At 67.3% G+C, this 24,887-nt stretch carries 23 protein-coding genes and 2 pseudogenes; 9 read left to right on the forward strand and 16 right to left on the reverse strand.

What is annotated here, in order from left to right:
* Window positions 1-100: 100 nt before the first annotated feature.
* Complete coding sequence (locus KEC55_RS18000; protein WP_282509196.1) at window positions 101-1,315, forward strand: FAD-dependent monooxygenase; 1,215 nt, start codon at window positions 101-103, stop codon at window positions 1,313-1,315.
* Window positions 1,316-1,325: 10 nt separating this feature from the next.
* Here KEC55_RS18000 and KEC55_RS18005 read toward each other — a convergent pair whose 3' ends face one another.
* A complete protein-coding gene (locus KEC55_RS18005) occupies window positions 1,326-2,243 on the reverse strand; it encodes a LysR substrate-binding domain-containing protein (protein ID WP_282509198.1) in 918 nt (305 codons plus the stop codon).
* A gap of 193 nt (window positions 2,244-2,436) precedes the next feature.
* Here KEC55_RS18005 and KEC55_RS18010 point away from each other — a divergent pair, with 193 nt between their 5' ends.
* Together KEC55_RS18010 and KEC55_RS18015 are read left to right on the forward strand one after the other, a co-directional pair.
* The gene (locus KEC55_RS18010; protein WP_282509200.1) at window positions 2,437-3,177 is read left to right on the forward strand and encodes an isochorismatase family protein; all 741 of its coding nucleotides are present in this window, start codon (window positions 2,437-2,439) and stop codon (window positions 3,175-3,177) included.
* A gap of 91 nt (window positions 3,178-3,268) precedes the next feature.
* Complete coding sequence (locus KEC55_RS18015; RefSeq protein WP_282509201.1) at window positions 3,269-4,156, forward strand: pirin family protein; 888 nt, start codon at window positions 3,269-3,271, stop codon at window positions 4,154-4,156.
* Window positions 4,157-4,252: 96 nt separating this feature from the next.
* On the opposite strand, the gene KEC55_RS18020 is transcribed toward KEC55_RS18015, so the two are convergent.
* Together KEC55_RS18020 and KEC55_RS18025 are read right to left on the reverse strand one after the other, a co-directional pair.
* Window positions 4,253-5,188: an alpha/beta hydrolase gene (locus KEC55_RS18020; protein ID WP_282509203.1), complete on the reverse strand. Its 936-nt coding sequence runs from the start codon at window positions 5,186-5,188 to the stop codon at window positions 4,253-4,255.
* Window positions 5,189-5,249: 61 nt separating this feature from the next.
* Window positions 5,250-6,347 carry an OpgC domain-containing protein gene (locus tag KEC55_RS18025; protein WP_282509205.1) on the reverse strand — a complete coding sequence of 366 codons (1,098 nt, stop codon included), beginning with the start codon at window positions 6,345-6,347 and terminating at the stop codon, window positions 5,250-5,252.
* A gap of 381 nt (window positions 6,348-6,728) precedes the next feature.
* Here KEC55_RS18025 and KEC55_RS18030 point away from each other — a divergent pair, with 381 nt between their 5' ends.
* Window positions 6,729-7,883, forward strand: a complete 1,155-nt coding sequence (locus tag KEC55_RS18030) for a porin (RefSeq protein ID WP_282509207.1) — start codon at window positions 6,729-6,731, stop codon at window positions 7,881-7,883.
* An 86-nt stretch (window positions 7,884-7,969) separates the two neighbouring features.
* Here the strand turns inward: KEC55_RS18030 and KEC55_RS18035 are convergent, their stop codons facing one another.
* Complete coding sequence (locus KEC55_RS18035) at window positions 7,970-8,881, reverse strand: LysR family transcriptional regulator (RefSeq protein WP_282509209.1); 912 nt, start codon at window positions 8,879-8,881, stop codon at window positions 7,970-7,972.
* A gap of 142 nt (window positions 8,882-9,023) precedes the next feature.
* Between KEC55_RS18035 and KEC55_RS18040 the strand changes: the two genes are divergently transcribed.
* A complete protein-coding gene (locus KEC55_RS18040; protein WP_282509211.1) occupies window positions 9,024-10,025 on the forward strand; it encodes an aldo/keto reductase in 1,002 nt (333 codons plus the stop codon).
* 133 nt (window positions 10,026-10,158) lie between these two features.
* Complete coding sequence (locus KEC55_RS18045) at window positions 10,159-10,899, forward strand: sulfite exporter TauE/SafE family protein (RefSeq protein WP_282509213.1); 741 nt, start codon at window positions 10,159-10,161, stop codon at window positions 10,897-10,899.
* Window positions 10,900-11,003: 104 nt separating this feature from the next.
* Here KEC55_RS18045 and KEC55_RS18050 read toward each other — a convergent pair whose 3' ends face one another.
* From KEC55_RS18050 to KEC55_RS35130, 5 genes and pseudogenes are all read right to left on the reverse strand, one after another.
* Window positions 11,004-13,169 (reverse strand): hypothetical protein, encoded by a 2,166-nt coding sequence (locus tag KEC55_RS18050; protein WP_282509215.1) that lies wholly within the window; start codon window positions 13,167-13,169, stop codon window positions 11,004-11,006.
* Between the two features lie 498 nt (window positions 13,170-13,667).
* Window positions 13,668-14,054 carry an ester cyclase gene (locus KEC55_RS18055; RefSeq protein ID WP_282509217.1) on the reverse strand — a complete coding sequence of 129 codons (387 nt, stop codon included), beginning with the start codon at window positions 14,052-14,054 and terminating at the stop codon, window positions 13,668-13,670.
* 35 nt (window positions 14,055-14,089) lie between these two features.
* A complete protein-coding gene (locus tag KEC55_RS35120; protein ID WP_432626323.1) occupies window positions 14,090-14,236 on the reverse strand; it encodes a hypothetical protein in 147 nt (48 codons plus the stop codon).
* Window positions 14,181-14,576: pseudogene (locus tag KEC55_RS35125) on the reverse strand (LysR substrate-binding domain-containing protein); the annotation flags it as partial. The pseudogene KEC55_RS35125 and the gene KEC55_RS35120, both read right to left, overlap by 56 nt.
* A 10-nt stretch (window positions 14,577-14,586) precedes the next feature.
* Window positions 14,587-15,081, reverse strand: a pseudogene (locus KEC55_RS35130) (LysR family transcriptional regulator); the annotation flags it as partial.
* 400 nt (window positions 15,082-15,481) lie between these two features.
* Here KEC55_RS35130 and KEC55_RS18065 point away from each other — a divergent pair.
* The 3 genes from KEC55_RS18065 to KEC55_RS18075 all read left to right on the forward strand — a co-directional run bounded on the left by KEC55_RS18065 (window position 15,482) and on the right by KEC55_RS18075 (window position 18,423).
* Window positions 15,482-16,333, forward strand: a complete 852-nt coding sequence (locus tag KEC55_RS18065; protein WP_282509219.1) for a peptidoglycan DD-metalloendopeptidase family protein — start codon at window positions 15,482-15,484, stop codon at window positions 16,331-16,333.
* 210 nt (window positions 16,334-16,543) lie between these two features.
* Window positions 16,544-17,443, forward strand: coding sequence for a class A beta-lactamase (gene bla, locus KEC55_RS18070; protein WP_282509221.1), 900 nt, complete (start codon window positions 16,544-16,546; stop codon window positions 17,441-17,443).
* Between the two features lie 107 nt (window positions 17,444-17,550).
* Window positions 17,551-18,423, forward strand: coding sequence for a LysR substrate-binding domain-containing protein (locus KEC55_RS18075; RefSeq protein ID WP_282509223.1), 873 nt, complete (start codon window positions 17,551-17,553; stop codon window positions 18,421-18,423).
* Between the two features lie 37 nt (window positions 18,424-18,460).
* Here KEC55_RS18075 and KEC55_RS18080 read toward each other — a convergent pair whose 3' ends face one another.
* From KEC55_RS18080 to KEC55_RS18110, 7 genes are all read right to left on the reverse strand, one after another.
* Window positions 18,461-18,796, reverse strand: a complete 336-nt coding sequence (locus KEC55_RS18080) for a type 1 fimbrial protein (protein WP_282509225.1) — start codon at window positions 18,794-18,796, stop codon at window positions 18,461-18,463.
* 330 nt (window positions 18,797-19,126) lie between these two features.
* Complete coding sequence (locus tag KEC55_RS18085; RefSeq protein ID WP_282509227.1) at window positions 19,127-19,381, reverse strand: GlsB/YeaQ/YmgE family stress response membrane protein; 255 nt, start codon at window positions 19,379-19,381, stop codon at window positions 19,127-19,129.
* Between the two features lie 130 nt (window positions 19,382-19,511).
* Window positions 19,512-20,288 (reverse strand): ABC transporter ATP-binding protein, encoded by a 777-nt coding sequence (locus KEC55_RS18090; RefSeq protein ID WP_282509229.1) that lies wholly within the window; start codon window positions 20,286-20,288, stop codon window positions 19,512-19,514.
* A complete protein-coding gene (locus KEC55_RS18095; RefSeq protein ID WP_282509231.1) occupies window positions 20,285-21,178 on the reverse strand; it encodes an ABC transporter ATP-binding protein in 894 nt (297 codons plus the stop codon). Before KEC55_RS18095 ends, KEC55_RS18090 begins: the two co-directional genes overlap by 4 nt.
* A 1-nt stretch (window position 21,179) precedes the next feature.
* Window positions 21,180-22,094 (reverse strand): nickel transporter permease, encoded by a 915-nt coding sequence (gene nikC, locus KEC55_RS18100; RefSeq protein WP_282509233.1) that lies wholly within the window; start codon window positions 22,092-22,094, stop codon window positions 21,180-21,182.
* 66 nt (window positions 22,095-22,160) lie between these two features.
* Window positions 22,161-23,231, reverse strand: coding sequence for an ABC transporter permease (locus KEC55_RS18105; RefSeq protein WP_282509235.1), 1,071 nt, complete (start codon window positions 23,229-23,231; stop codon window positions 22,161-22,163).
* 10 nt (window positions 23,232-23,241) lie between these two features.
* Entirely contained in the window at window positions 23,242-24,843 is a 1,602-nt protein-coding gene (locus tag KEC55_RS18110; protein ID WP_282509237.1) for an ABC transporter substrate-binding protein, read from the reverse strand.
* Between the last annotated feature and the right edge of the window lie 44 nt (window positions 24,844-24,887).

Below are 24,887 nucleotides of genomic sequence, written 5' to 3' on the forward strand. Positions count from 1 at the left end.
TGAAAGTCCACTCCTGAAAATACCGATACGGCACATGCATTCGACATGACCGCTGCGCAAGTCGCGCGCCCCACATATGAAGATCGGAGACACCTTCATCATGCAGACGAACCTGAAGATTGCGATCGTCGGCGCCGGCATCGGCGGCCTGACTCTCGCGCTCGCATTGCGCGAGCACGGCATCGACGCACAACTCTACGAACAGACTCATGAATTGCGCGAAGTCGGCGCGGCCGTCGCGCTGTCGGCCAATGCGACGCGGTTCTACGAACGCATGGGCTTGCGCGTGGCCTTCGATGCGGTGTGCGCGGACATTCCGGGCCTCGTGTATCGCGACGGGCGCAGCGGCGCGGTGATCGGCCATCATCGCGGCGAACCCGACTATCGCCGGCAATTCGGCGGCGCGTACTGGGGCGTGCATCGCGCGGATCTGCAGGCCGTGCTGTCGAAGGCCGTCGGTCTCGAATGCATCCATCTCGGCCATCGTCTGGTCGATCTCGCGCAGCATCCCGATCGCGTCACGCTGTCGTTCGACAATGGCGCGCGCGTCGAGGCCGATCTCGTGATCGGCGCGGACGGCGCGCGTTCGATCACGCGGCGCTGGATGCTCGGCTACGACGACGTGCTGTATTCGGGCTGCTCGGGCTTTCGCGGCGTGGTGCCGGCCGCGCGCATGAACCTGCTGCCCGATCCCGACACGATCCAGTTTTGGGTCGGGCCGCATGGGCATCTGCTGCACTATCCGATCGGCGACAACGGCGACCAGAACTTCCTGCTGGTCGAGCGGCATCCGTCACCGTGGCCGTCGCGCGACTGGGTCATGCCGGCCGAGGAGGGCGAGCAACTGCGCGTGTTCAGGGACTGGCATCCGGCCGTGGTGCAGATGATCACCGCGGTGCCGGTCAGCCAGCGCTGGGGGCTGTTCCACCGTCCGCCGCTGGGCCGCTGGAGCCGCGGGCGCGTGACGCTGATCGGCGATGCCGCGCATGCCTTGGTGCCGCACCACGGGCAGGGCGCGAATCAGTCGATCGAGGACGCGGTGGTCCTGGCGGCGCAACTCGCGAAGGCCGGGCCGGGCAACTGGCGCGAAGCGCAGGAAGCCTACGAGCGGCTGCGTCGCGGCCGCACGCGCAAGGTGCAGTACGCGTCGATCTCGGCGGCCGACGTGCTGCACCTGCCCGACGGGCCGGCCGCGCAGGCGCGCAACGCGCGTCTGGCCGAACGCGACAGTGTGCTGCATCACCTGGACTGGATTCACGACTTCGACGCGCTTAACGAGGAACCGAGCGAGCGGCAGGGCGGCACGTGGCTTTGAGCCAGCCGATTCAGCCCAGCAGCGGCGGCAGCTCCGCCTTCAGAAAATCGACCAGCGCGCGCACGGCCGGCATCATGCCGCGCCGGGTCGGGAACAGCAGCACGAGCCGCCCCTCCCGCGAGCGCCACGCGGGCAGGACCACCTGCAGCGTGCCGGCCGCGATTTCGGTACGGCACGCATACAGCGGCAGGCTCGCGATGCCCAGGCCGGCCAGCGCGGCCTCTTTCAGCGTGGCGACATTGTCGCTCTGCACGCGAGGCCGGATCGTCCGCATGACGACGTCGGCGTTCGCGCCGATCAGCCGCAGCGACGCGACCGGGTCGCCGATCGGCGCATGGATCAGGACATCATCTTCCGGGAGCGCATCGGGCGCGTCGATCGGGCCGGCCGCCACCAGATAGGCCGGGCTGGCGACCAGCCCCCAGCGCGCCGTGCATAGCGGAACCTGGATCAGGCTCGACGATTCGACGTCGAAACCCACGCCGCGCACGGCCACATCGATGTGCTCGTCAACGAGATCGACTTGCCGATGGCTCGCTTGCAGCGCGAGCCGGACCTTCGGGTAACGCTGCATGAAACGCGGCAGCAGGCCGGCCAGCACGATATCGGTGATCGCGATCGGCATGCTGGCGCGCACCAGCCCCGACGGCTCGGCCGTGCGGCGCCGCACGGCCTCCTCGCCGGCCGTCGCCTCGTCGATCATCGCACGGCAATGCACGTAGAGCGCTTCGCCGGCGTCCGTCAGGCTGAGCCGGCGCGACGTGCGGTGCAGCAGCCGGGTGCCGAGACGGGCCTCCAGATCGGTGACGCGCCGGGAAATATGCGACTTGCTGACGCCGAGCGCGTCGCCGGCCGCGGTGAAGCCGCGATGCTCGACGACCTTGGCGAACAGGTAGAGGTCGTTCAGATCGGAGGAGGCCGGAGGCACGCTGGATTCACCACGGAGAAAACGTCGATTGATCGTTTCCATTTGGAAACGATAGGTTGATTGATAGTGTATTTATCGTTTGTCGTTGCGTAAATATCATTCTTTCCAACCGGCGCTGACATGCACCGGGCGATTCGGCGGGTGGTTCGGGCCGCCGATCTGTCATCTCAAGGTCAACGTGAGGAAAGACATCATGAAACGCTTCGCACTTCTGAAATCCGCGGTGCTCGCCATCGCGCTTGCCGGCTCGGCCGGTGCAACGGTACCGGCCGCCAACGCTGCGCCGGTATCTGCATCCGCGCCGGCCGCCGTCGCGCCGTCGGGTGCGCCGTATTCGCTGCTGTCGCGCGACAACACCGTGCTGTTGCTGGTCGATCACCAGGTCGGCCTGTTCACGGGCGTACGGGACATCGACGTCGGGCAGCTCCGCCACAACGTGGTCGCGCTGGCGAAGGCCGCGAAGACGCTTGGCATCCCGGTCATTGTCACCGCGACGATGCCCGACGGCATGTGGGGGCCGACGATTCCCGAACTGAAGGCGGCGCTGCCCGGCGTGCCGGTGATCAGCCGCACGTCGATCAACGCGTGGGACGACCCGAACGTGCGGGCCGCGATCGAGAAGACGGGCCGCAAGCAGGTGGTCATTGCCGGCGTGTCGCTGGAAGTCTGCGCGACGTTCCCGGCGCTGGCGCTGAAGGCGGCCGGTTACGACCCGCGTGTGGTGCTCGACGCGTCCGGCACGTTCAGCGACGCGAAGCGCACGGCCGGGCTGCAGCGTCTCGCCGGTGTCGGCATCCCCGTGACCGATTACGCGACGGTCGGCGTCGAGCTGCTGCACGGCAACGACGATCCGAAGGCGCAGCAGGTGTATGCGGACCTCGACATGCCGTTCGCGAACCTCGTGTGGCAGCTCAGGAACGCATCGGGCAAGTGACGATTCACGCAGTCTCGCGGCCGGGTGGGGGCGCGTAGCGTCCACGCTGGCGCGCGGCGGACCCATTGGATATCCAGCAAGGAGCACGACGATGAACGACTTTGTGCGGCTGTCGCGCGCGGTTGCCGGCCGCGACTTGACCATCGGCGAATCATTCCGCGCGAAGAATTTCGACGAAAGCATGCTTGGCGGGGCGATGGACCCGGTCGTCATGCTCGATCACTTCGAGATGACGGCCCCGACGTTCGAGCCGCACCCGCATGCGGGCATCTCGGCCGTGACGTACGTGTTCGAGGATGCAATGGGCGCGCACGTCAATTACGATTCGCTCGGCAATCACGGGCCCATCGAGCCGGGCGCGCTGCACTGGTTTGCCGCCGGCCGTGGCGCAGTGCATACGGAGCAGCCGGAAGGCATCGGGCATCGGGTTCATGCGCTGCAAATCTTCGTGAACCTGCCGGCCGCGAAAAAGTACGATGCACCGTATGCCGTTCACGTCGAGCCGCACGAGATTCCGGAATTCACGGCGCCCGGCGTGCGCGTGCGGGTCGTCTCCGGCAGCAGCAACGGCGTGAACGCATCGGTCACGCCGAAGCTTCCCGAGCCGTTCACGTTGCTGGACGCGTTCGTGTCGCGCACGGCGTCGTTCGGCCACGAGCTGCCGCGCGGCTGGAACGCGACGATTCACATCGTGTCAGGCGCGGTGCGCGTGGAGGCTGCCGGGATGACGAGCGGCGTGAAGCAGGGGGAGGCGGTCAGTGTGACGTTCGATCGCGAAGCGTCGGCCGACAGCGTGCGGATTCGCATCGTTGCCGACGAGGACGCACATTTCGTCGTGCTGTCCGGTGCCGCGTTGCAGCAGCCGATCGCCCGTCACGGCCCATTCGTGATGAATACGCACGCGCAGCTCGACGACCGGATCAGCGCATACCGGAGCGGGGCGTTCGGGCAACTGCGCGGGCCGGTCGGCGCGCCGTGAGCGGCGCATGGCCTGATGCCCGCGCGTTGCTTGCGCATCATGCGGCCGGTCGTGTTCCGGCAATGAAGGTCATCGCTCGCCGGCACGGGCGGAGCGTCACTTCACGCACTCGAGCGCGTACTTCAACCCCTGCCCGAGCAACCCGCGCCACACGTCCCACGTATGCCCGCCGTCGACGATGCGCAGCTCGGCCGGGTTCTGCGCGCGGCGCAGGTGCGTGTACAGCACGCTCGATTCCGCCTGGATCGTCAGGTCGTCGTCGCCGGCCGCGATGAACATCGGCACGCGCCAGGTGCGCGCGAAATAGCCGCGCAGCAGCGCCGGGTAGTTGAGCTCGTGCCACACGCGCGCGTCGAACTGCCGGTCGCCGAACACGCCGACATAACGCGCGGCGGAATTGAGCGGCGGCTCGTTCGCATAGATCGCGGGGCTCAGCAGCATCGCGCCGCAGAACAGCCCCGGTTCGAGCAGCGAGAAGCGCAGCGCGCCGAACCCGCCCATCGACACGCCGCCGATCGTGCGGCCCGCGCGCTGGTTCGACACCGCAAAGTGCGCTTCGACCTCGGGCAGCAGGTCGTTGAGGAACGCACTCTGCATCTTCTCCTTGCGATCGACGTACCAGTCGGTGCCGCCCTGCGGCATCACGATTACGACGGGCGGAATCTCGTGGCGCTCGATCAGCGTGTCGGCGGTGGCCTGCAGCCGGCCCTGCGTGACCCAGTCGTTCGCATTGCCGGCATTGCCGTGCAGCAGGTACATCACGGGGTAGCGCGCGCCTTCCGGGTTGTAGCCGGGCGGCAGGTAGACCGTGTACGACCATTCGCGCTTCAGCGACGCCGACCGGAACGTGCGCAGCACGACGCTGCTGCCCGGGTTGACCGGCGGCTCCTGGGCGGTCGACGGCGTCGTCGCGGTCTGGACGGCCGGTGGCGGCGGCACGGGCGAGACCGGCGGCGCGGCCGGCGTGGCGCGGGCGGTGGCGATGGAGCCGGCGATCAGGGCGATGGCGAACGGAAGGGCGAGTCGGCGCATGGCGAAGCGTTTCAGGAGAGGCGCCGGCTATCGTAGCAGCGGCGCATGACGGCGCGGCGCGTCATCGCCGCGAACGGAACGGCAGCCGCGCGACGAGCGGCCCGTAGAGTTTGGCCACGAGATACAGCAGGCCCATCGCGACGACGTCGGCGATCAGTCCGAGCTTCACGTCGAGATAGCCTTCGGTCGCCTGGTAAAGCAGCGAATCGACCGCGAGCGAGATGCCGGTGCCCGCGACGAAGCACAGCAGCCCTTGCCGGCCGATCGTGCCGATCCAGGGCATCGCGTGCGCGACCTTCTTCATCCAGCCGAGGTGCACGAGCTTGGCGGCGAGCCACGCGATCGCGAGGAAGTTCACGAGGCGCAGCGCGCCGAGGTTCTGCTTGATCGACGGATCGGTCGGGAAGGGCTCGATGCGCAGCCGGTAGTACGCGCCGGCCGCGACGATCGCGAGCGATACGGCCGTCAGCAGCCAGCCCTGCGGCTTGGGCGCGAGCGTCTGGTACACGGGCTGACAGCGCGCAATCACGCCGAGCACGAACAGGAACTGCCACGCGAACGGGTTGAAATCCCACGGCGCGCCTTCGACGGTCGGCAGGAAACGCGCGACGTGCGGCGCCGCGTACCAGAGCGACCCGCTGAACGCCAGCATCAGCCACGGCTGCGTGCGCGCGAGCGGCAGCGCGAGCGGGACGAGCAGCGCGAAGAACGCGTACATCGGCAGCACCGACGCGAGGTAAGGCTGGCGGCGGAACAGCAGGATGTCGCGCAGCGCGGCAAGCGGTTTGTGCAGCAGGCCGTCGAGGTCGTTGGTCGGCATGTTCGGGCCGTCGATCGCGAACGCGTTCAGCGCGGCGGTGATCAGCAGCATCAGCCCGGCCGTCACGAGGAACGCGCGATAGATCTCGAACGCGCGCCGGATGAAGCGCTGGCGCGCGGCGGCCTCGTCGTGCCGCTCGGCGAGCGAGTTGTACGCAATGGCGGTCGCGAAGCCGCCGAGGAACACGAACACCTCGGCCGCGTCGCACAGCGCGTACGCATGCAGCGTCACGCGCGACAGGATGCTGCCGCCGATATGGTCGACGACGATGACGAGCAGCACGAGGCCGCGGAAGAAATCGAGTTCGGCGTAGCGGCCGGCCCGGGCGGGCGCGGTCATCGGGCCGCCACCCGGCGCGGGCCGCGGGCGCGGCCGACGCATGCCGCGCGTGAATCGGGGTGAAGCATGACTTCGTGAAGAAATGGCGAACGGATGCGCATTGTGCCACCGATGCGACGCCTGCCGGGTTTACGCGGATGGCGGGCCTGCCTGCCGCTGCCGATAAGCCCGGTCAGGCTGTCCGCGCAACGGGGCAGTTGGACGAGCGCAACGCTTTGCGCGCGGTGACGAACCCCCGATGGACGGACGGTTTGCGACGTGACACCATTTTGTCCTCACGCGGCCGCACACCGCGTCGTCCGCCCTGCGGGCCAAACATACAACAGATCAAACATTCGCCGGGCGCTCGGCCTGCCCGGCCCTCGGCTCCGGAGATCCGTCATGAAGAAGCACGTCATTTTTGCCGCCGCGCTCGCTGCGTTCGCCGCGCCGGCCTTTGCCCAGAACAGCGTGACGCTGTACGGCCTGATCGACGAAGGCTTCAATTACACGAACAACGTCAACGTCAATGGGGTCGGAAAGACGAATTACCAGCTCGCGAGCGGCTACGCTCAGGGCAGCCGCTGGGGCCTGAAGGGCAGCGAGGATCTCGGCGGCGGGCTGAAGGCGATCTTCACGCTGGAAAACGGTTTTGACGTGAACAACGGCCGGCTCGGCCAGGGCGGCCGCATGTTCGGCCGCCAGGCGTTCGTCGGGCTGAGCCAGTCGCGCTTCGGCACGCTGACCTTCGGTCGCCAGTACGACTCCGTCGTCGACTATCTCGCGCCGCTGACCGCGAACGGCAACTGGGGCGGTACGCTGTTCTCGCACCCGTTCGACAACGACAACACGGACAATTCGTTCCGCGTCAACAACACGGTCAAGTACGCGAGCCCCGACTGGAACGGCCTGACATTCGGCGGCACGTACAGCTTCAGCAACAGCACGGGCTTCTCGAACAACCGCCAGTACAGCATCGGCGCGCAGTATTCGCTGGCCGGGCTGCAGGTCGCGGCCGCGTACCTGCAGGCGAACAACCCGGGCATCGGCAACGCGGGCGCGATCGCGGCCGACGACGCGAACTTCGTCGCCGACCGCCTGCGCATCTTCGGCGGCGGCGTGAACTACACGTTCGGCCCGGCCACCGTCGGCTTCGTCTACACGAAGACGGACGTGAAGAACCCGGTGTCGACCGTCTACCTGCCGGCCTCGACGTTCGCCGGCCTCGGGCTGACCGCGACCAAGTTCCAGAACTTCGAGATCAACGGCAAGTACCAGCTCACGCCCGATTTCTATCTCGGCGCGCAGTACGTGTACACGGACGGCAAGTTCGATGCGACTGCCGGCTCGTTCAAGCCGAAGTACCACACGGTCGGCCTGATGGCCGACTACAGCCTGTCGAAGCGCACCGACGTCTACCTGCAGGGCGCGTGGCAGAAGGTGGCCGGCGACAAGACCGGTACGGCGGCCGACGGCGGTTATGTCGTCGGGACGGACGGCCCGTCGGCGTCGTCGAACCAGTTCGCGGTACGCGCCGCGATCCGCCACAAGTTCTGATCGTTTCGACCGGCCGGCGACCGGCGGCCGGCGACCGGCGACCGACGGCTGGTGATCGGGGCCGGGCGCCCCGGCGCCGGCCCGCGTCAGCCCGCGCGGTGCATGCCGCCGAGCGTTTCCGCGAGCCAGTCCACGAAAATCCGCACACGCGGTGCCAGGTGCCGGCCGGTCGGAAACACCACCGATACCGGCAGCGCCCCGGCACTCCACTCCGGCAGCACTTCGACCAGCGACCCGTTGGCGAGTAGCGGCGCGAGCCCGTCGCGCGGTGCCTGGATCAGTCCGAGGCCCGCGACGCAGCACGCGAGATACGCCTGCGAGCTGTTGACCGACACGACGCTTTGCATCTTCACCGTGTGCACCTCGCCCGAATCCATGTCCGCATATTCCCAGTCCAGCTCGCGGCCCGTCCGGCTCGAGAAATAGCCGACCGCGATGTGGTCCGGCAGCTCGTCCGGCGAGCGCGGCGTGCCGTGGCGGGCCAGATACGCGGGCGACGCGCAGTTGATCTGCGCCATCTCGCCGACGCGCCGCGCGACGAGCGACGTGTCGGACAGCACGCCGACGCGTACCGCGCAGTCGATGCCGTCGGCGACGAGGTCGACGAAGCGGTCGGTCGTGCTGATCACGACGCGCAGGTCGGGGTAGCGCGCGTGGAAATCCGGCAGCGCCGGGATCACCTGGTTCAGCGCGAAACGTTCGGGCAGGTCGACGCGGATCACGCCGCGCGGCGACGTGCCGGCATCCTCGAACAGCGTTTCCACATCGTCGAGATCGGCGAGCAGTCGCGCGCAACGCTCGTAGTAGGTCGCGCCTTCGGCCGTCAGCGCGACGCGCCGCGTCGTGCGCTGCAGCAGGCGGATCTTCAGGTGCTTCTCCAGATACTGGACAGCATTGCTGACGGTCGGGCGCGGCAGTTGCAGCTGCTCGGCCGCTTTCGTGAAGCTGCCGAGGTGGGCGACGCGCGCGAAGATGCGCATTGCTTGCAGATGGTCCATGCGGGCGGAAGTCTCGGCGGGGATGGGAACAGGCTCCATTGTTAATCAGCGTCGAATGGTTTGGTGGAGCGTTTCGCGTTTATCGCGCATGGCGAAGCGTCCAGAATCCGGTCCATCCACTCACCACTTGAAGGAAACGGACATGGACACGCGTCAACTGGGCCGCACGGGCCCGCAGGTTTCGGCGATCGCGCTCGGCTGCATGGGGATGTCGGATTTCTACGGGCCGGCCGACCGCGACGAAAGCATCGCCACGCTGCACGCGGCGCTCGACAACGGCATCACGATGCTCGACACCGGCGATTTCTACGGGATGGGCGACAACGAGATGCTGATCCGCGACGCGCTGCGCGGCCGCACGCGCGACCAGGTGCTGATCAGCGTGAAATTCGGCGCGCTGCGCGATCCGGCCGGCGGGTTTGCCGGCTACGACGCACGGCCCGACGCGATCCGGAACTTCGTCGCGTATTCGCTGAAGCGGCTCGGCACCGACTACATCGACATCTACCGGCCGTCGCGCGTCGATCCGGCCGTGCCGATCGAGGACACGGTTGGCGCGATCGCCGATCTCGTGAAAGCCGGGTACGTGCGTCATATCGGGCTGTCCGAAGCCAGCGCCGACACGATCCGCCGCGCGGCGGCCGTCGCGCCGATCTCCGATTTGCAGATCGAATATTCGCTGCTGTCGCGCGGAATCGAAGCCGACATCCTGCCGACCTGCCGCGCGCTCGGCATTGGCGTGACGGCCTACGGCGTGCTGTCGCGCGGGCTGCTCGGCGGGCGTTGGAGTACGGCACGGCAGGGCGAGCGCGATTTCCGCGCAGCGAGCCCGCGCTTCCAGGGCGAAAACCTGGCGCACAACCTCGCGCTCGTCGACGCGCTGCGCGCGATCGCCGACGAGAAGGGCAGCAATCCGGCGCAGGTCGCGATCGCATGGGCGCTGTCGCGCGGCGCCGACATCGTGCCGCTGGTCGGCGCGCGCAAGCGCACGCAACTGCAGGACGGCTTGCTGGCGACTAAATTGCAACTAACGGTCAATGATCTCGCTCGTATCGAAGCGGCGGTGCCCGCCGGGGCGGCTGCCGGCGAGCGTTATCCGGCCGCACAGATGGCGCACCTCGACAGCGAGCAGGGTCGGGGGTGATCCGTGGGGCCGGATTGGCGGGCGTGACAGGCCCGTGCGGCGGGCCCTAGCCAGCCTCAGGCAAAACCAGATGGCGGGCAGCATGGCGGGGAGGCACCATCGGCGCCGTACTCAACCGGACGGAATGCCTTCCATGCAAATTCATACGCTGACGATCATCGTGCTGGTGTTCCTGCTCGCCGGCGCGGTCAAGGGCATGATCGGGCTCGGACTGCCGACGATCGCGATGGGGCTGCTGACGCTCGCGATGCCGCCGTCGGCCGCGGCCAGCCTGCTGCTCGTGCCGTCGTTCATCACCAACGTGTGGCAGTTGTGGCTCGGCCCGTCGTTCGGGCCGTTGCTGCGCCGGCTGTGGCCGCTGCTCGCCGGTCTGACGATCGGCACGCTGGCGGGCGGCCTGCCCGCGCTCGCGGCCGGCAGCACGTGGACGCACGCGGCGCTCGGCGTCGTGCTGATCCTCTACGGGCTGTGGGGGCTGGCCGCTGCACGCTTGCCCGCGCCGGGTCGCCACGAGAAATGGCTGTCGGCCGTGGTCGGCTACCTGACGGGCGTCGTGACGGCCGCGACCGGCGTGTTCGTCGTGCCGGCCGTGCCTTATCTGCAGGCGCTGCGCTTGTCGAAGGACGACCTGATCCAGGCGCTCGGGCTGTCGTTCACCGCGTCGACGATCGCGCTTGGCCTGCAGCTGCACGTGTCGGGCGCGTTGCAGACGGTCGACCTCGGTGTGTCGGCACTCGCGCTCGTGCCGGCGTTGGCGGGGATGGCGGGCGGGCAGTATGCGCGACGCGTGATGAGCGAGAAGGCGTTCAAGCGTTGCTTCTTCGTCGGGCTGATCGCGCTCGGCGCGTATATGGCAGCAGCCGGGTGGCTGTGAGCGGGTATCGCGGGTAAAGGGGGATGCCGGTGTTGTTTCGAAGCGCCCGAAGCCGGTTTCAGCGACCGGCTTCGGGCGGGTTCACATGGCGTGGATCACACGGTTCAGGCCGGATCGGCGTACTTCAGCGACCACCCGAACGTGCGCGTCGTGCCTGCGCCGAGTGCAAACGGCTTCGTCGTGCACGCGAAGTTCGAATGCAGCTGGCCGATCGGCGTCGTCGACAGCGGGTTCGTCGTGCCGTTCGCCGTGTCGAAGGCGGACAGCGCGCAGGTGTCGAACCCGGATGCCGCGTAACCGGTCGCGGCGCTGTTGGCGTAAGTCACCGACACACCGTCGCCGTTGGCCTGCGTCGACGCGAAATCAGCGAACGACGTGAAGTCCGTCTCGACCGCGAGGTTGCCCGTGAGCGTGCCCGAACTCAGCGTATCGCTGCGCGAGACGGTGCCGTGCGCGAACGTCAGCACCGTATGCACCTGCAGGTCGAGATCCGTCGTGTATGCCGCGTTCTTCGATGCGAGACGGAACTTCGTCGTATCGAACGACACGATCACCTGGCCGTTGCTTTGCTGCACGTTCAGGTTCTTGTAGTACGTGACGGGAATGTACGTCTTCGCGTTGTACGTCACCTGCGGCACCAGCAGCGCATAACCGAGATCGGTCGTGCCGTAGATCAGCTTGTCCGAGAACGGTACCGGGTAGTACGGCGTGAACGAGTTGTAGTCGGGCGCCTGGCTCAGGTTCAGGTTGATCACGCGCCGGCCGTCGCGCACGGTGAGCAGCGCGGCGCTGTACGGATGGGCCGCATCGGTCGGCTGGTTGTACCAGGTAAGCGTGTAGCGCGGCAGCGCGTCGAGCCATGCGCCGTAGTCCGCATCGGCCATCGGCGCCTTCCCGCCGAAGCCGAGCTTGTTCCACCACGCGTTCACATACAGGTACTGGTGCAGCAGGCTGAAGTTCTCGCCCATCACGCGCGGCTTGCCGCGATACGCGTCGGTGCCGCGGCCCTTGACCCACATGTTCACCGACGGCGTCGGCAGCGACGGGTCGTACCAGTACGTGTCGAAACGATGCGCGGCCTGGTAGATGAATGCATACGCGACCTGCTTCTCCTGGTCGGTCAGCACGCCGGCGTTGGCGGCGGCCGTCAGCACTTCCATGAATGCGGAATCGCCGTACGGGCCGATCGAGCGGCCGTAGTTGAAGCCCTGGCCGTTGGCGTTCAGCTGCGGCAGGATCAGGTCGACCGACTTGCGCAGATAGCCCTTCAGTTCGGGCGTGAGATTCGCCACGTTGTCCATCTCGAACGTGCGCTCGACCACTTCGCCGATCAGCAGCGTGCTGTAGCGGTCGAAGCGCGCCTGGTCGTAGTAGGTCGTGTGCGTGTTCGACGCTTCGTCGGAGAAGCCGCCCGACGAGTCGTTGCGGATGTGGTTCGTCAGCGTGTACAGCAGCGCGTCGCGCGCGCCCATCGTCGCGACGGACGGATCGGTCTTCGAGGCGAAGGTCGGGCTGCTCCAGCCGAGCTTCTGGCGCAGCCCGGCAATTCCGTAGGACACCGCATAGTAATTCTGCGCGGTGTTGAGCGACGCAATGTCGATCGGCGTGCCGGCGGCCGGGCACGTACTGGTCTTGCCGCTCGCATCAGGGCCGAACATGTCGCAGAAGGTGAGGCGCTGCTGCAGCGTCGCGAGCATCGCGTCGCTGAAGACTTCGTTGAGCATCCCGTGCGCCTTCAGGTTGTTCAGCGCGACGAGGTAGTAGTACTCGCCCCACGACGTGTTCGCATACGTGTAGTTGCCGCCCGACTGCGCCATCATCGCGGTCGTGATCGTCTGGTACGTCGCGAGGTAGCTCGCATACTGCGGGTCGTTCTTCGACTTCATGTCGATCAGGATGTACGACAGGCCGAGCGCGAGCTTGCCGGGCAGGAATTTGTCGCCGGTGTTCGTGTCGAGCACGTGGACGGGCGTACCGTCGCCGAGATCCATCACGACCTGCGTGAAGTCGGGCGATTTCCGGATCAGGTCGAACAGCGCGCGCATCTGGCCCATCATCGTGACCGGAATGTTCGTGCCGGCCGGCACGCTCGTGTCGGGCGCGCCGTAGACGAGCGCCTGCAGCGAGTTCGCCGCGAGCGTCGGTGTCGTGGACGGGGGCGGCGATGACGGCGGCGTGTCGGTCACGTCGTTGCCGCCGCACGCGCTGACGAACACGACGGAAAGGGCGCTGAGCGCGGCGCCGAGCGCGAATCTGCTGCGCGGATGCATTGTGTCTCCAGTTTTGAATAGTGATGAAGGACGGGCGGGTGTGGCCGCTGCCGCGCTCGATGCCCGTACCCGACCGTTGCCTTGAAACCCTGATCCCTGAAGGCGGACGGCCTGAATCACAACTCGAGCGGGCAAGCGTTCCCCCTGCACGGGCCGTGACCGGCGTCGCGCTGAAGCATTGGAAAACGTTTTCCAAATTTAGGCATCCAGCGACGCGATGTCAATGATCTTTCACGCAGGATGCGCCGGTGAAAACCCGAATAGTGGGAACGAAGAGGCGGGCGTTCTGATCAGAATTGCGCGTGAATCGCCCAAAATTCTCTCGATGAGTGAGCGCGTATCGTGCGGGTGGCGTGCGCTGAAGCGGCAGGAGGCAAGACTGAATGTCGACGTGCTTACGATGGATAATGAGAGAAAACGTTATCCATAAGGATCGAAGCACATCACGACGGATATCGGCGTGTCGGTCGCGACCGGCGAGCGGCCGCCGCGACGGGGCTAAAGCTGCGCCTCGATCGCCGCCTTGTCGATCACCGACCAGACCTGGCGGATCTTGCCGTCATGAAATTCGTAGAACACGTTCTCGGCGAAGGTGACCTTCCGGCCGTCGACAGCGAGCCCCATGAACGTCCCCTTCGGCGAACAGGCGAAGCGCAGCCGGCACGCGATGCGAGGTGGCTCGCACGCGAGCAACCGGATGTCGAAGCGGAGATCGGGAATGTCGCGGTAGTCCTGTTCGAGCATCGCGCGGTAGCCGGCGAGGCCGAGCGGCCGGTCGTTGTGGATCACGTCGTCGGAGACGTACTCGCCGAGCGCCGGCCAGTCCTGGCGGTTCAGGCAGTCGATATACGCGCGATAGCGGGTGGCGAGATCGGTTTCGGTCATGGTCATGCCTCCGTATAACGACGATGCGGCGCGCGTTACCGCGACGGTGTCGCGCCGGACAGGAACGCGACGAACTCCCGCGTGTATTTCGGCAGCGCGTCGAACGACCGCGCGCACAGTGTCAGATTCCGGTGGCTCCACGGATCGGACAGCTCGACGAGCCGCACGTCCATCGTCTGCACGCTCGGCCGCGTGCCGCGACACGATGCCGATGCCCACGCCGCTCGCGATCACGCAGCAGATCGCATCGAAGCTCTTCAACTGCACGCGGTAGCGGATCCGCTTGCCGAGCGCGCGCGCCTGGTCGGCGAGATGCACCTGCAGCGCGCTGCCGTCGGTGAGGCCGATGAAATCCTCGCCGGCGATGTCGTCGAACGCAACTTTCCGGTGCGACGCCAGCGGATGCGCGGCCGGCACGACGACGATCAGCCAGTCCTCGCGGAACGGCTTCTGTTCGAGCCCGCCCGAGCCCGACCGAATCGGCGACGATGCCGACCTCGGCCGTCTTGTTGCGGATCGCATGCACGATCTCCTGGCTCGAGCGCTCTTCGACGCTGATCGACAGCTTCGGATGGTGCGGCAGGTAATCGGCCAGCGCGTCGGGCAGGTATTCGCTCAGCGAAGCCGTGTTGCACAGCAGCCGGATATGGCCGCGCAGCCCCTGGCCGTATTGCTGCAGTTCGCCACGCATGTGGTCGATCTGCTGCAGCACGGTGCGCGCGTGGTGTTCGAGCGCGCGGCCCGCGTCGGTCGCTTGCGCACCCGACTTGGTCCGGTGCAGCAGCGGCACGCCGAGCTCGTCCTCCATGCCGCGGATGCGCTCGCTCGCGGCTTGCAGCGTGATGTGCGTGCGCTCGGCGCCGCTCGTGATCGTGCCGGCCTCGCAGATGTTCAGGAAGAGCCGCAGGTCGGTCAGGTCGAAGCGCATGATGGGCCGGGAGTGAAGGCGTTGAATGGCCGATAAGTTAGCAGGAACCGCCGCGCCGGTCTCAGGCTCAGCCTGAGACCCGATTCGCCAGGTCCGCATTTTCGGGGTGCGATCGATGGCCGATCATGAATGCACATCAACCGGGGAGCCTGTCATGCAGATCGATTCGTCGTGGGGCGTGTCGTTCAAGATCGCGTTGCATCTACTGTTCCTGTGCGTCGGCATCGCGTGGGCCTGTTCCGAATTCGTCCGATGGTTGCGTTGAGTGTCGATTCGCGCCTATTGAAACAAATCTGTCATAGTTTTTCGCGACGAAAATTCTTCCGCCTTCCTGCAAAAAGACCATCAAGTTTTTCTGAATCGGACCGTATTACCGGTAGCGTATGCCGGCCGGCATCCGGTTCGTGATCGTTTGTCATCATTGTTTGCATCCGGTTACACGTCGGCCGTTCCGTTTTTGAGATGCTTGAAAGATTGTCAAACCGGAGTCGGATCGTCCATGAAAACGCGCGAGATTTACCGCAACGCGGCGTGGCTGCCAGGCCTGGCAGCCGTGCTCGTCATGGCCGGTTGTGCAGGCACGCAGTCCGTCCCGCCGAGCGATACGCTGGCAGGCTCGTCGTCGGGCCAGCCGGCTGCCGCGCCGTCGGCTACCGCGTCCGCCACGCTGCCGCCGGCGCCGATTCTCGTCGCGCAGAAGTACGTCGTGAAGCGTGGCGACACGCTGTCGGGCATCGCGTCCGCGAACGACTGCAGCGTTGCCGACCTGCGCACCTGGAACAAGATGACCGCGAACGGCCGGCTGCGGATGGGGCAGGTGCTGCGCATCGTCAAACAGCAACCGCTGCCGCCGGCGGGCGCGGCCGGTACGCAAACGGCCGCGGGCAACGGGGCCGCGGATGGTCATGCAACTGCGCAAACCACTGCATCGAACGCGAACGATCGCCAGGTCGTCAAGGAAACGAAACGTCATGCGGGCGGCGTCGCGCTCAAGTGGCCCGCCAGCGGCAAGATCGTCGACGGGTTCCGGCCGGGGCAGAACCGCGGCATCCAGATCGCCGGCCGGCCGGGCGACCCCGTGCGCGCCGCGGCCGACGGCCGCGTGATGTATGCGGGCACCGGCCTGAACGATTACGGCAGCCTGATCATCGTCCAGCACAACGCGGATTTCCTGACCGCGTATGCACACAACCGCAAGCTGCTCGTGAAGACGGGCGACATCGTGCGCCAGGGCGACGAGATCGCCGAGATGGGCGACCTCGACAACTCGCGCGTCGCGCTGCTGTTCGAGGTGCGGCGCGACGGCAAGCCGGTGAATCCGATGCCGTACCTGCCTTCGTCGCAAGGGTGAAGCAGGGCCGTTTTGCTGGAACGTGGCGGCGGTCGCTGCTACGCTAGGGTCTGTTCATGCGAGTCCCGTGCATTGCGGGGCCGACGGGCGTCTTTCGGGGATGCGCGGCGAATGCCGTCGCGGGCCGGCCGTCGGCGTGAACGGGCGCGCTTCGCCGAGGCACGCCCGCGTCGCTTCGCGCCACTGTTTCCGACAGAACACACCTCATTCATGGAACACTCTCCGACACGCCGCTCGCTGTTGCTTGCCGCCGTCGCCGCGCCGTTCGTCGCCGCGTGCACGTCCGCGCCGGTGGCCGACCAGGGGCGCGCCCACACCGCACAAGCCGAACTGGCCGCGCTCGAAAAAGCATCGAACGGCCGGCTCGGCGTCGCCGCGCTCGATACGTCGAACGGCGTACGCATCGCCCACCACGCGCGCGAACGCTTCCCGCTGTGCGGCACGTATGCCGTCATGGCGGCCGCCGCGGTGCTCGCGCGCGGTTCGCTCGACGCGTCGCTGCTGCCGCGCCGCATCCTGTATCGCCGCTATGAAGTGGTGTCGGGCTCGCCGATTACCGAAAGCCACGTCGACACGGGCATGACGATCGCGCAGCTGTGCGAGGCGATGCTGCAGGCGGGCGACAAGGGTGCGGGCAACCTGCTGATGGGCGTGCTCGGCGGCCCGCAGGCCGTCACGTCGTTCGCGCGCGAGAGCGGCGACACGACGTTCCGCCTCGATCGCTGGGAGCCCGAACTGAACAAGGCCGCGCCCGCCGACGAACGCGACACGTCGACGCCGGTCGCGATGGTCGACACGCTGCAGCGGCTGCTGCTTGGCAACACGCTGCAGGAGCCGCAGCGCACGCAGCTGACCGAATGGATGGTCGGCGGCGCGCGCGGCGCGACCGGCATCGCGGCGGGCGTGCCGCCGGGCTGGCGCATCGCGGACAAGGCCGGGACCGGCGGTTACGGCACGACAACCGACATAGCGGTGCTGTGGCCGCCGTCGCGCGCGCCGATCGTGATGGCCGTATCGTTCACGCAGCAGCAGGCCGACGCGGCGGCCCGCGCGGACGTCGTCGCGTCGGCGGCACGCATCGCGGCGGGTGCGCTGACCGCGACGGCCTGAGCGTCCGGCGTCTCGCGCAAAGCGGGCGTTTGGCTTATCGTGTCGGTCTGCGCGCGCCGGTGTCGGCGCGCGGTCCTTCCGCGTCGTTTTTCCTTGTTCCGTTCGCCATGCGCCGACTTCCGCCCCTGCACGCGCTGCAGATCTTCTCGACCGTGGCTCGCCACCGCAGCTTCACGCGCGCGGCCGAGCAGCTGTGCATCACGCAGGGCGCGGTGAGCCGGCAGATCCAGACGCTGGAGGCGCATTACGGCTTTCCGCTGTTCAAGCGGCATGCGAAGGGCCTGACGCTGACGGCGGAGGGTGAACAACTGCTGCCGGTCGTCAACGAGAGCTTCGCGCGGATCGAGGACATCTCGATGAAGCTCACGCGGCAGCGTACCGATCTCGCGCTGATGGTGCCGACCTGCGTGATGCGCTGGATGCTGCCGCGCATCATGCGTTTCCAGGGCGAGCACCCCGATCTCCATGTGCAGATCACGACCGCCTGGCAGCACGTCGTCGATTTCTCGACCGAGCCGTTCGATGCGGCGATCGTCTACGGCACGTCGCCGGGCCCGGGCGTGATCGCGCTGCCGTTGTTCGACGAGCGGCTCACGCCCATTTGTTCGCCGGAATTGCGGCAGGCGTCGCCGCTCGATGCGGTCGGCGATCTCGCACGTCATACGCTGTTGCATCCGACGCGCGACCATCGCGACTGGCGCGCATGGCTCGATCATGCGGGCGAGCGCAGCGTCGATCCCGCGCGCGGGCCGACGTTCGACACGCTCGATCTCGCGACGAACGCCGCGATGCAGGGTTTCGGCGTCGCGATCGGCGATGTGATGCTCGTCGACGACGACGTCAGCGCACGCCGGCTCGAACGGCCATTCGACATCGTGCTCGAAACCGGCGCGCGCTACTTCTTCGTGTATCCCGAGGCCATCGGCAGCCAGCAGAAGATCCGCGCGTTCAGCGACTGGATCGCACGCCATCGCGACTGACGCACGGCGTCGGCGCGGGCGCGTCCGGCAGCGGGCTTTACTGGTACGTCACGACGGCGATCATCGGTGCATGATCGCGGCCCGGACGGTCAGGTAAAACGATTGCGCGCGAGGCCTGCGTAAAGGTCGTGGTCTTGATCGTGCGCAGGCTTGCCGCATCGACGAACGCGACTTGTCCGCTGGCGGGACGCGGACAGTCGGGGCGTACGTGTGCGTGAGCGACATCGGCCGTTTCGAGCGCGAACGAGCACGGTGGCTCGACGATCATGCCGGAGAAGTGAATGATGCCGGACGTGCCGCCGGCAAAGGACGAGGACGTGGCCAGAAGCGAGGCAGCCAGGACGAACGAGGCGGCGAACAGGCGATGCTTCATGACAGGCTCCAGAGAGGAAGCGCGTCGCAGCGGGGCCGCTCGGGTGGCAGTCCGTCAACGCTGCGATGCTGTATGCGTAAACGGCAAAACCATCGGACCTCTTGAATCAAAAAACGGAAATATAGGTAATAAGCACATGACCGCGTATTGCTTCAACCAATGTAGGCCGAATCTGCGCAACTGCAAGTCGGGGAAATGCCGGGCGGGATAGGATCGTGGGACGAACGGTCGCCGTGACCGTTGCGCGGGCAACGGCCTTGCGCTGCCCGGAAAGCAAAACGGCCGCTCGTTTTGAGCGGCCGTTTTGCATTGGCGCGATGCGTGCGGGGTTCAGCCCGCGCGCTTGCGAATCGCGCCGACAACGACGAGCAGCACGATCGCGCCGATGATCGATGCGATCCAGCCTGCGCCCTGGCCCGGCGCGTACCAGCCGGCTGCGCGGCCGACGTAGCCGGCGACCAGCGAGCCGACGATGCCGAGCACGGTGGTCATCACGATGCCCATCTTGTCGTCGTCGGGCTTGAGCGCGCGGGCGAGGAGGCCGACGATGAGCCCGACGACCAGGGTTTCGATGAATTGCAGCATGAACGCCTCCCTATTGCGGTTGAGCTGTTGACGAAAGGAAGTTGACCCGTGCGACGCACAAGGGTTCCATGCGGCGGCCTGGCCGGCGCGTGGCGTGCCGAGTATCGCATGCCGGTGCGTCGCTCGGATGTCAGGCGGCCGGCGCGCCGGCCACCGGGTCGAGACGGCGATAACCTTCGGTCGCATTCAGCAGCGTGCGCGTGTAGTCGCGTGCAACCTGCCCGGCGCGCACGTCCTCGATCCGGAGCTGCTCGACGATCTCGCCCTGCTGCATCACGGCGACGCGCTGGCACAGGAAGCCGATCACCGCGAGGTTGTGGCTCACGAGGATCATCGTCAGCTTGCGTTCGCGATGCAGGCGGCGCAGCAGGTTCAGGATCTCGGCCTGCACCGACACGTCGAGCGCGGACGTCGGTTCGTCGAGCAGCAGCACGCGCGGCTCGACGATCAAGGCACGCGCGATCGCGACGCGCTGCCGCTGGCCGCCCGACAACTGGTGCGGATAGCGGAAACGGAACGCGGGGCCGAGCCCGACTTCGGACAGCGCGCGGGCGATGCGTGCATCGGCGTCGCCGATCGCATGAATCGACAGCGGCTCGCGCAGTGTCTGGTCGACCGTGAAGCGCGGATGCAGCGACGCGTACGGATCCTGGAACACCATCTGCACGTGGCGGCGAAACGCGCGATCGGGCGTGCCGCCGACCGGCCGTCCGTCGATCGACAGGCTGCCGGACGCGAGCGGCACGAGGCCCGTCAGCGCGCGCAGCAGTGTCGACTTGCCGGAACCGGATTCGCCGACGAGCCCGAACACTTCGCCGTCGCGCACCGCGAAGCTCGCGTCGCGCACGGCGTCGACGTGACCCGTGCGGGTCGGGAAACGGATCGATGCGTGATCGACGTCGATCATCGTGCGGCCTCCTGTCGGTCGGCGGGCTCGAGCCACGCCGGATCGCGGCGCAGCACCGGCAGTTCGTCGGGCGGGTTCGCGAGTGGCGGGTTCGCCGCGAGCAGCCCGCGCGTATAGGGATGCGATGCGTTGCGCAGGTCGCGCGCGGCGCAGGTTTCGACCACGCGGCCTGCATACATCACCGCGACGCGGTCGCAGAACGACATCACGAGCGGCAGGTCGTGGCTGATGAACATCAGGCCCGTGTCGTGGCGCGCGATCATCGCGTCGAGCACCGCGAGCACCTGCATCGACACCGCGACGTCGAGCGCCGAAGTCGGTTCGTCGGCGATCAGCAGGCGCGGGCCGGTCGACACCATCATCGCGATCATCACACGCTGGCCCATGCCGCCCGACAGCTCGTGCGGATACGCATCGGCGACGCGTGCCGGGTCGCGGATCTGCACGGCCTCGAGTGCTTCGACGATCCGTTCGCGCAGCGCGCGGCCGCGCAGCCCGGGCTCGTGCAGCCGGAACGCTTCACCCATCTGCTTCGCGACCGTCATCACCGGGTTCAGCGAATATTTCGGGTCCTGCAGGATCATGCCCATCTGGCTGCCGCACAGCCGCCGGCGCTCGCGCGGCGACATCGCGAGCAGGTCGTGGCCTGCGAAGCGCATCGTGCGTGCCGACCAGCGCGCGGCGTCGGGCAGCAGGCCGAGCAGCGCGCGGCCCGTCAGCGATTTGCCGGAGCCCGATTCGCCGACGATGCCGAGCCGTTCGCCGGGCGCGAGCGTCAGCGACAGGTCGCGCACGGCGTCGGTGACGACGCCGTCGTGGCCGCGAAAGCCGATCTTCAGCCCGTCGATCTCGCAGAGCGGCGCGGGCGCGGTGGCGGAATGCATCGGCATGTCATGCTCCATGGCGGGGATCGAAGACGTCGCGCAGCCCGTCGCCGAGCAGGTTGAATGCCAGGCTCACGAGCAGAATCGCGATGCCGGGCAGCGTCGCGACCCACCAGGCGTCGAGCAGCACGTTGCGGCCCGACGCGACCATGAAGCCCCACTCGGGGCTCGGCGGCTGCGCGCCGAGGCCGAGAAAGCCGAGGCCCGCGACGGTCAGGATGATGCCGGCCATGTCGAGCGTCGCGCGCACGATCACCGACGACATGCACATCGGCATGATGTAGCGCAGCAGGATGCGCAGGCCCGACGCGCCCTGCAGCCGCGCGGCGTGGATGTAGTCGGCCTGTGCGATACGGATCGTCTCCGCGCGTGCGAGCCGCGCATACGCGGGCCACGCGGTGATCGAGATCGCGACGACCGCGTTGATCACGCCAGGCCCGAGCGCGGCAGCGAATGCGAGCGCGAGCACGATCTTCGGGAACGCGAGCGCGATGTCGGTGATGCGCATCAGCACGCTGTCGACGAAGCCGCCGCAATAGCCGGCCGTCGTGCCGATCAGCAGGCCGATCGGCACGACGATCACGACGACGAGCAGCGCGATGCCGAGCGTCAGGCGCGACCCGTCGATCAGCCGCGAAAGGATGTCGCGGCCGAGCTGGTCGGTGCCGAACCAGTGCGACGGCGAGCCGGGCGGCAGCAGCCGGTCGGACAGCACCTGGCGCAGCGGGTCGTGCGGCATGATCAGCGGGCCGACGATCGCGACGACGATCAGCGCGACGAGGATCGCGAGCCCGAACAGGTTGAGCGGATTCGTGGCGAACCGGCGCCAGCGTCGGTACGCGAGGCCGAGTGCGGCCTGCGAGCGCGACGCGGGCGCATCGGACAGCAGCCACGCGCGCAGCGTGAGGCGCTCGGCGTTCATGATTGGACGACCTTCGGCATGGACGATGAAAGAAGCAGGGAGGAAGCGGTCATGTCGGGGCGGCCCTCAGCGCGCACGCGGATCGAACACGCGGTACAGCGCGTCGGTCAGCAGGTTGACGGTGATGAACATCGCGCCGATCACGAGCGTCGCACCGAGCACCGCGTTCATGTCGGCGTTCAGCAGCGCGCCGGTCAGGTACGAGCCAAGCCCCGGCCACGCGAACACGATTTCGGTCAGCACCGAGCCTTCGAGCAGGTTGCTGTACGTGAGCGCGATCACGGTCAGGAGCGGCACGGCGATGTTGCCGAACGCATGCCGCCAGATCACGCGCCGCTCCGGCAAGCCTTTCGCGCGCGCGGTGACGATGTATTCCTGGCTCAGCTGGTCGAGCATGAACGAGCGCGTCATGCGGCTCAGGTAGGCCACCGAGTAGTAGCCGAGGATCGCGGCCGGCAGCGCGATGTGCGACACCGCGTTGCGGAACACGTCCCACTCGCCCGCGAGCGCCGCATCGATCAGCAGGCTGCCCGTGCGCGGGTCGACCATTCCGTCGTACACGGGGTCGAGCCGGCCCGGCCCGCCGACCCAGTGCAGCCGCGCGTAGAACAGCAGCAGCCCCATCAGCCCGAGCCAGAACACGGGCACCGAATTGCCGATCAGCCCGACGAAGCGCGCGATGTGGTCGATCGGCCGGTTGTGCTTCACGGCGGCCGCGACGCCGAGCGGCACGCCGATCGCGATGCCGATCAGCGTCGCGATCGTCGCGAGTTCGAGCGTGGCCGGGAACACGCGCTTGATGTCGTCGAGCACCGGGTTCGCCGTCAGCAGCGATACGCCGAGATTGCCGTGCAGCACGTCGCGTACATAGATCAGGAATTGCGTGACGAGCGGCTTGTCGAGCCCGAGCGCGATGCGTTCGGCCGCGTATGCCTCGGCCGACGCACGATCGCCGAGGATCGCGAGCACGGGATCGATCGGCACCTTGCGGCCGATCACGAACGTCAGCGCGAGCAGCCCCGCGAACGTGACGGCGAGCGTGAGCGCCCAGCGCAGCACGCGCAGTGCCCAGCGGACGGCCGGGCGCCGCGCGGGCAGCGTGCGCAGTGCTTCGAGGGAGGAGGCGGGAGTCGACATGCGGCGAATCTTATTGCTTCTTCAGGTTGCGGTACGACACGAGATCGTTGATCGGTCCGACTTCGAGCCCGCTCACGCCGGGCCGCGTCGCGACCTGCGCGACTTTCTCGAACATGATCACGAACGGCGAGCGCGCGAGCATTTCCTTCTGCATCGTCTGATACAGCTGCGCGCGTTTCGCGGCGGCCGGCTCGGCGAGTGCGGTGTCGGTTTCCTTGGTCAGTTGCGGGATGTCCCAGCTGTTGCGCCAGGCCAGCATTTTATAGCTCGACTTGTCGGAGTTGTCCGGATTCCACGCGAAACCCTGCGCGTTGCTGTGCGGATCGATGTAGTCGGCCGACCATTCGCCGATGTAGATGTCGTGCTGGCGCGCGCGGTATTTCGCGAGCGTCTGCTTGTTGTCGCCGGGGATCAGCTGCACCTTGATGCCCGCCTGCGCGAAGTTCGCCTGCACGGCCTGTGCGATCTCCGTGTACGGATAGTCGTTGCGCACGTCCATCGTCACCGAAAAGCCGTTCGGCACGCCGGCCTTCGCGAGCAGCGCCTTCGCCTTCGCGACGTCGAGCTTGTACGGGTTCGTGTTCAGCGTGCCGAGGAAGCCTTCGGGCAGGAAGGTCTGGTGCACCTTGTAGGTCGTCTTCACGACGTTGCCCTGGATACCCGCATAGTCGACGAGCCATTTCAGCGCTTCCTGCACGTCGGGCTTCGCGAGCGTCGGGTTCTTCGTGTTCAGGCCGAGATACAGGAGCGTTGCTTGCGGCGAAGCCGAAACCTTCGCCTTGCCCGATTTCACGACCGAGGCCAGATCGTCCGGGCTCAGGTCGCGCGCCGCGTCGACGTCGCCGTTTTCCAGCAGCAGGCGCTGGCTCGCGGCTTCGGGTACATGGCGCAGCACGATGCGTTTCATCGCGAGCGGCAGCCGGTAGCCGTCGAAGCGCTGCAGCACGATGCTGTCGCCGGCCGCCCACTTGACCAGCTTGTACGCGCCGGAACCGGCTTCGTTGGTCTTCAGCCACGCATTGCCGAAGTCGGCGCCTTGCTGGTGCGACAGTAGCAGCTTCTTGTCCAGCACCGACGCGGGCCACGAGCCGAGCACGTTCAGCACGAAGGTCGGCGCGTACTTGCGGTCGGTCGTGACCGCCACCGTCAGGTCGTCGAGCTTCCTCACGTTCGCCGCGACGTTTGCCTTCGTTAGGCCGATGCCGGTCAGCACGGCCGCGGGCCCCTTGTCGAGCAGCACCGCGCGCTGGATCGACCACGCGACGTCGTCGGCCGTCAGCGGATTGCCCGAGTGGAACTTGAGTCCGGGGCGCAGCTTGAACGTATAGGTCAACCCGTCGGTGCTCACTGTCCACGACTGCGCGACGTCGCCGTTGAATTTCGACGGATCGCGCAGGTCGACGCGCACGAGCCGGTCGTAGGTGTTCGCGACGTATTCCTCCGGCACCAGTTCGTAGATCTCGCCCGGGTCCAGCGTCGTGAATTCGTCGAGCAGCGTGGCCATCACGAACAGGTCCTTCGGCGTCTCCGCATGCGCGGCGGACAGCGGAACGGCGGCGAGAACGGATGCGGCGGCCAGCGCCGCGACGAGCCGGGATGTCAGGGGTTTCATCTGCGCTCCATGTGTCGTTGAAATCGTTGAACGTGAACGGTGAG

This window comes from Burkholderia cepacia, assembly GCF_029962485.1.
Taxonomy (GTDB): domain Bacteria; phylum Pseudomonadota; class Gammaproteobacteria; order Burkholderiales; family Burkholderiaceae; genus Burkholderia.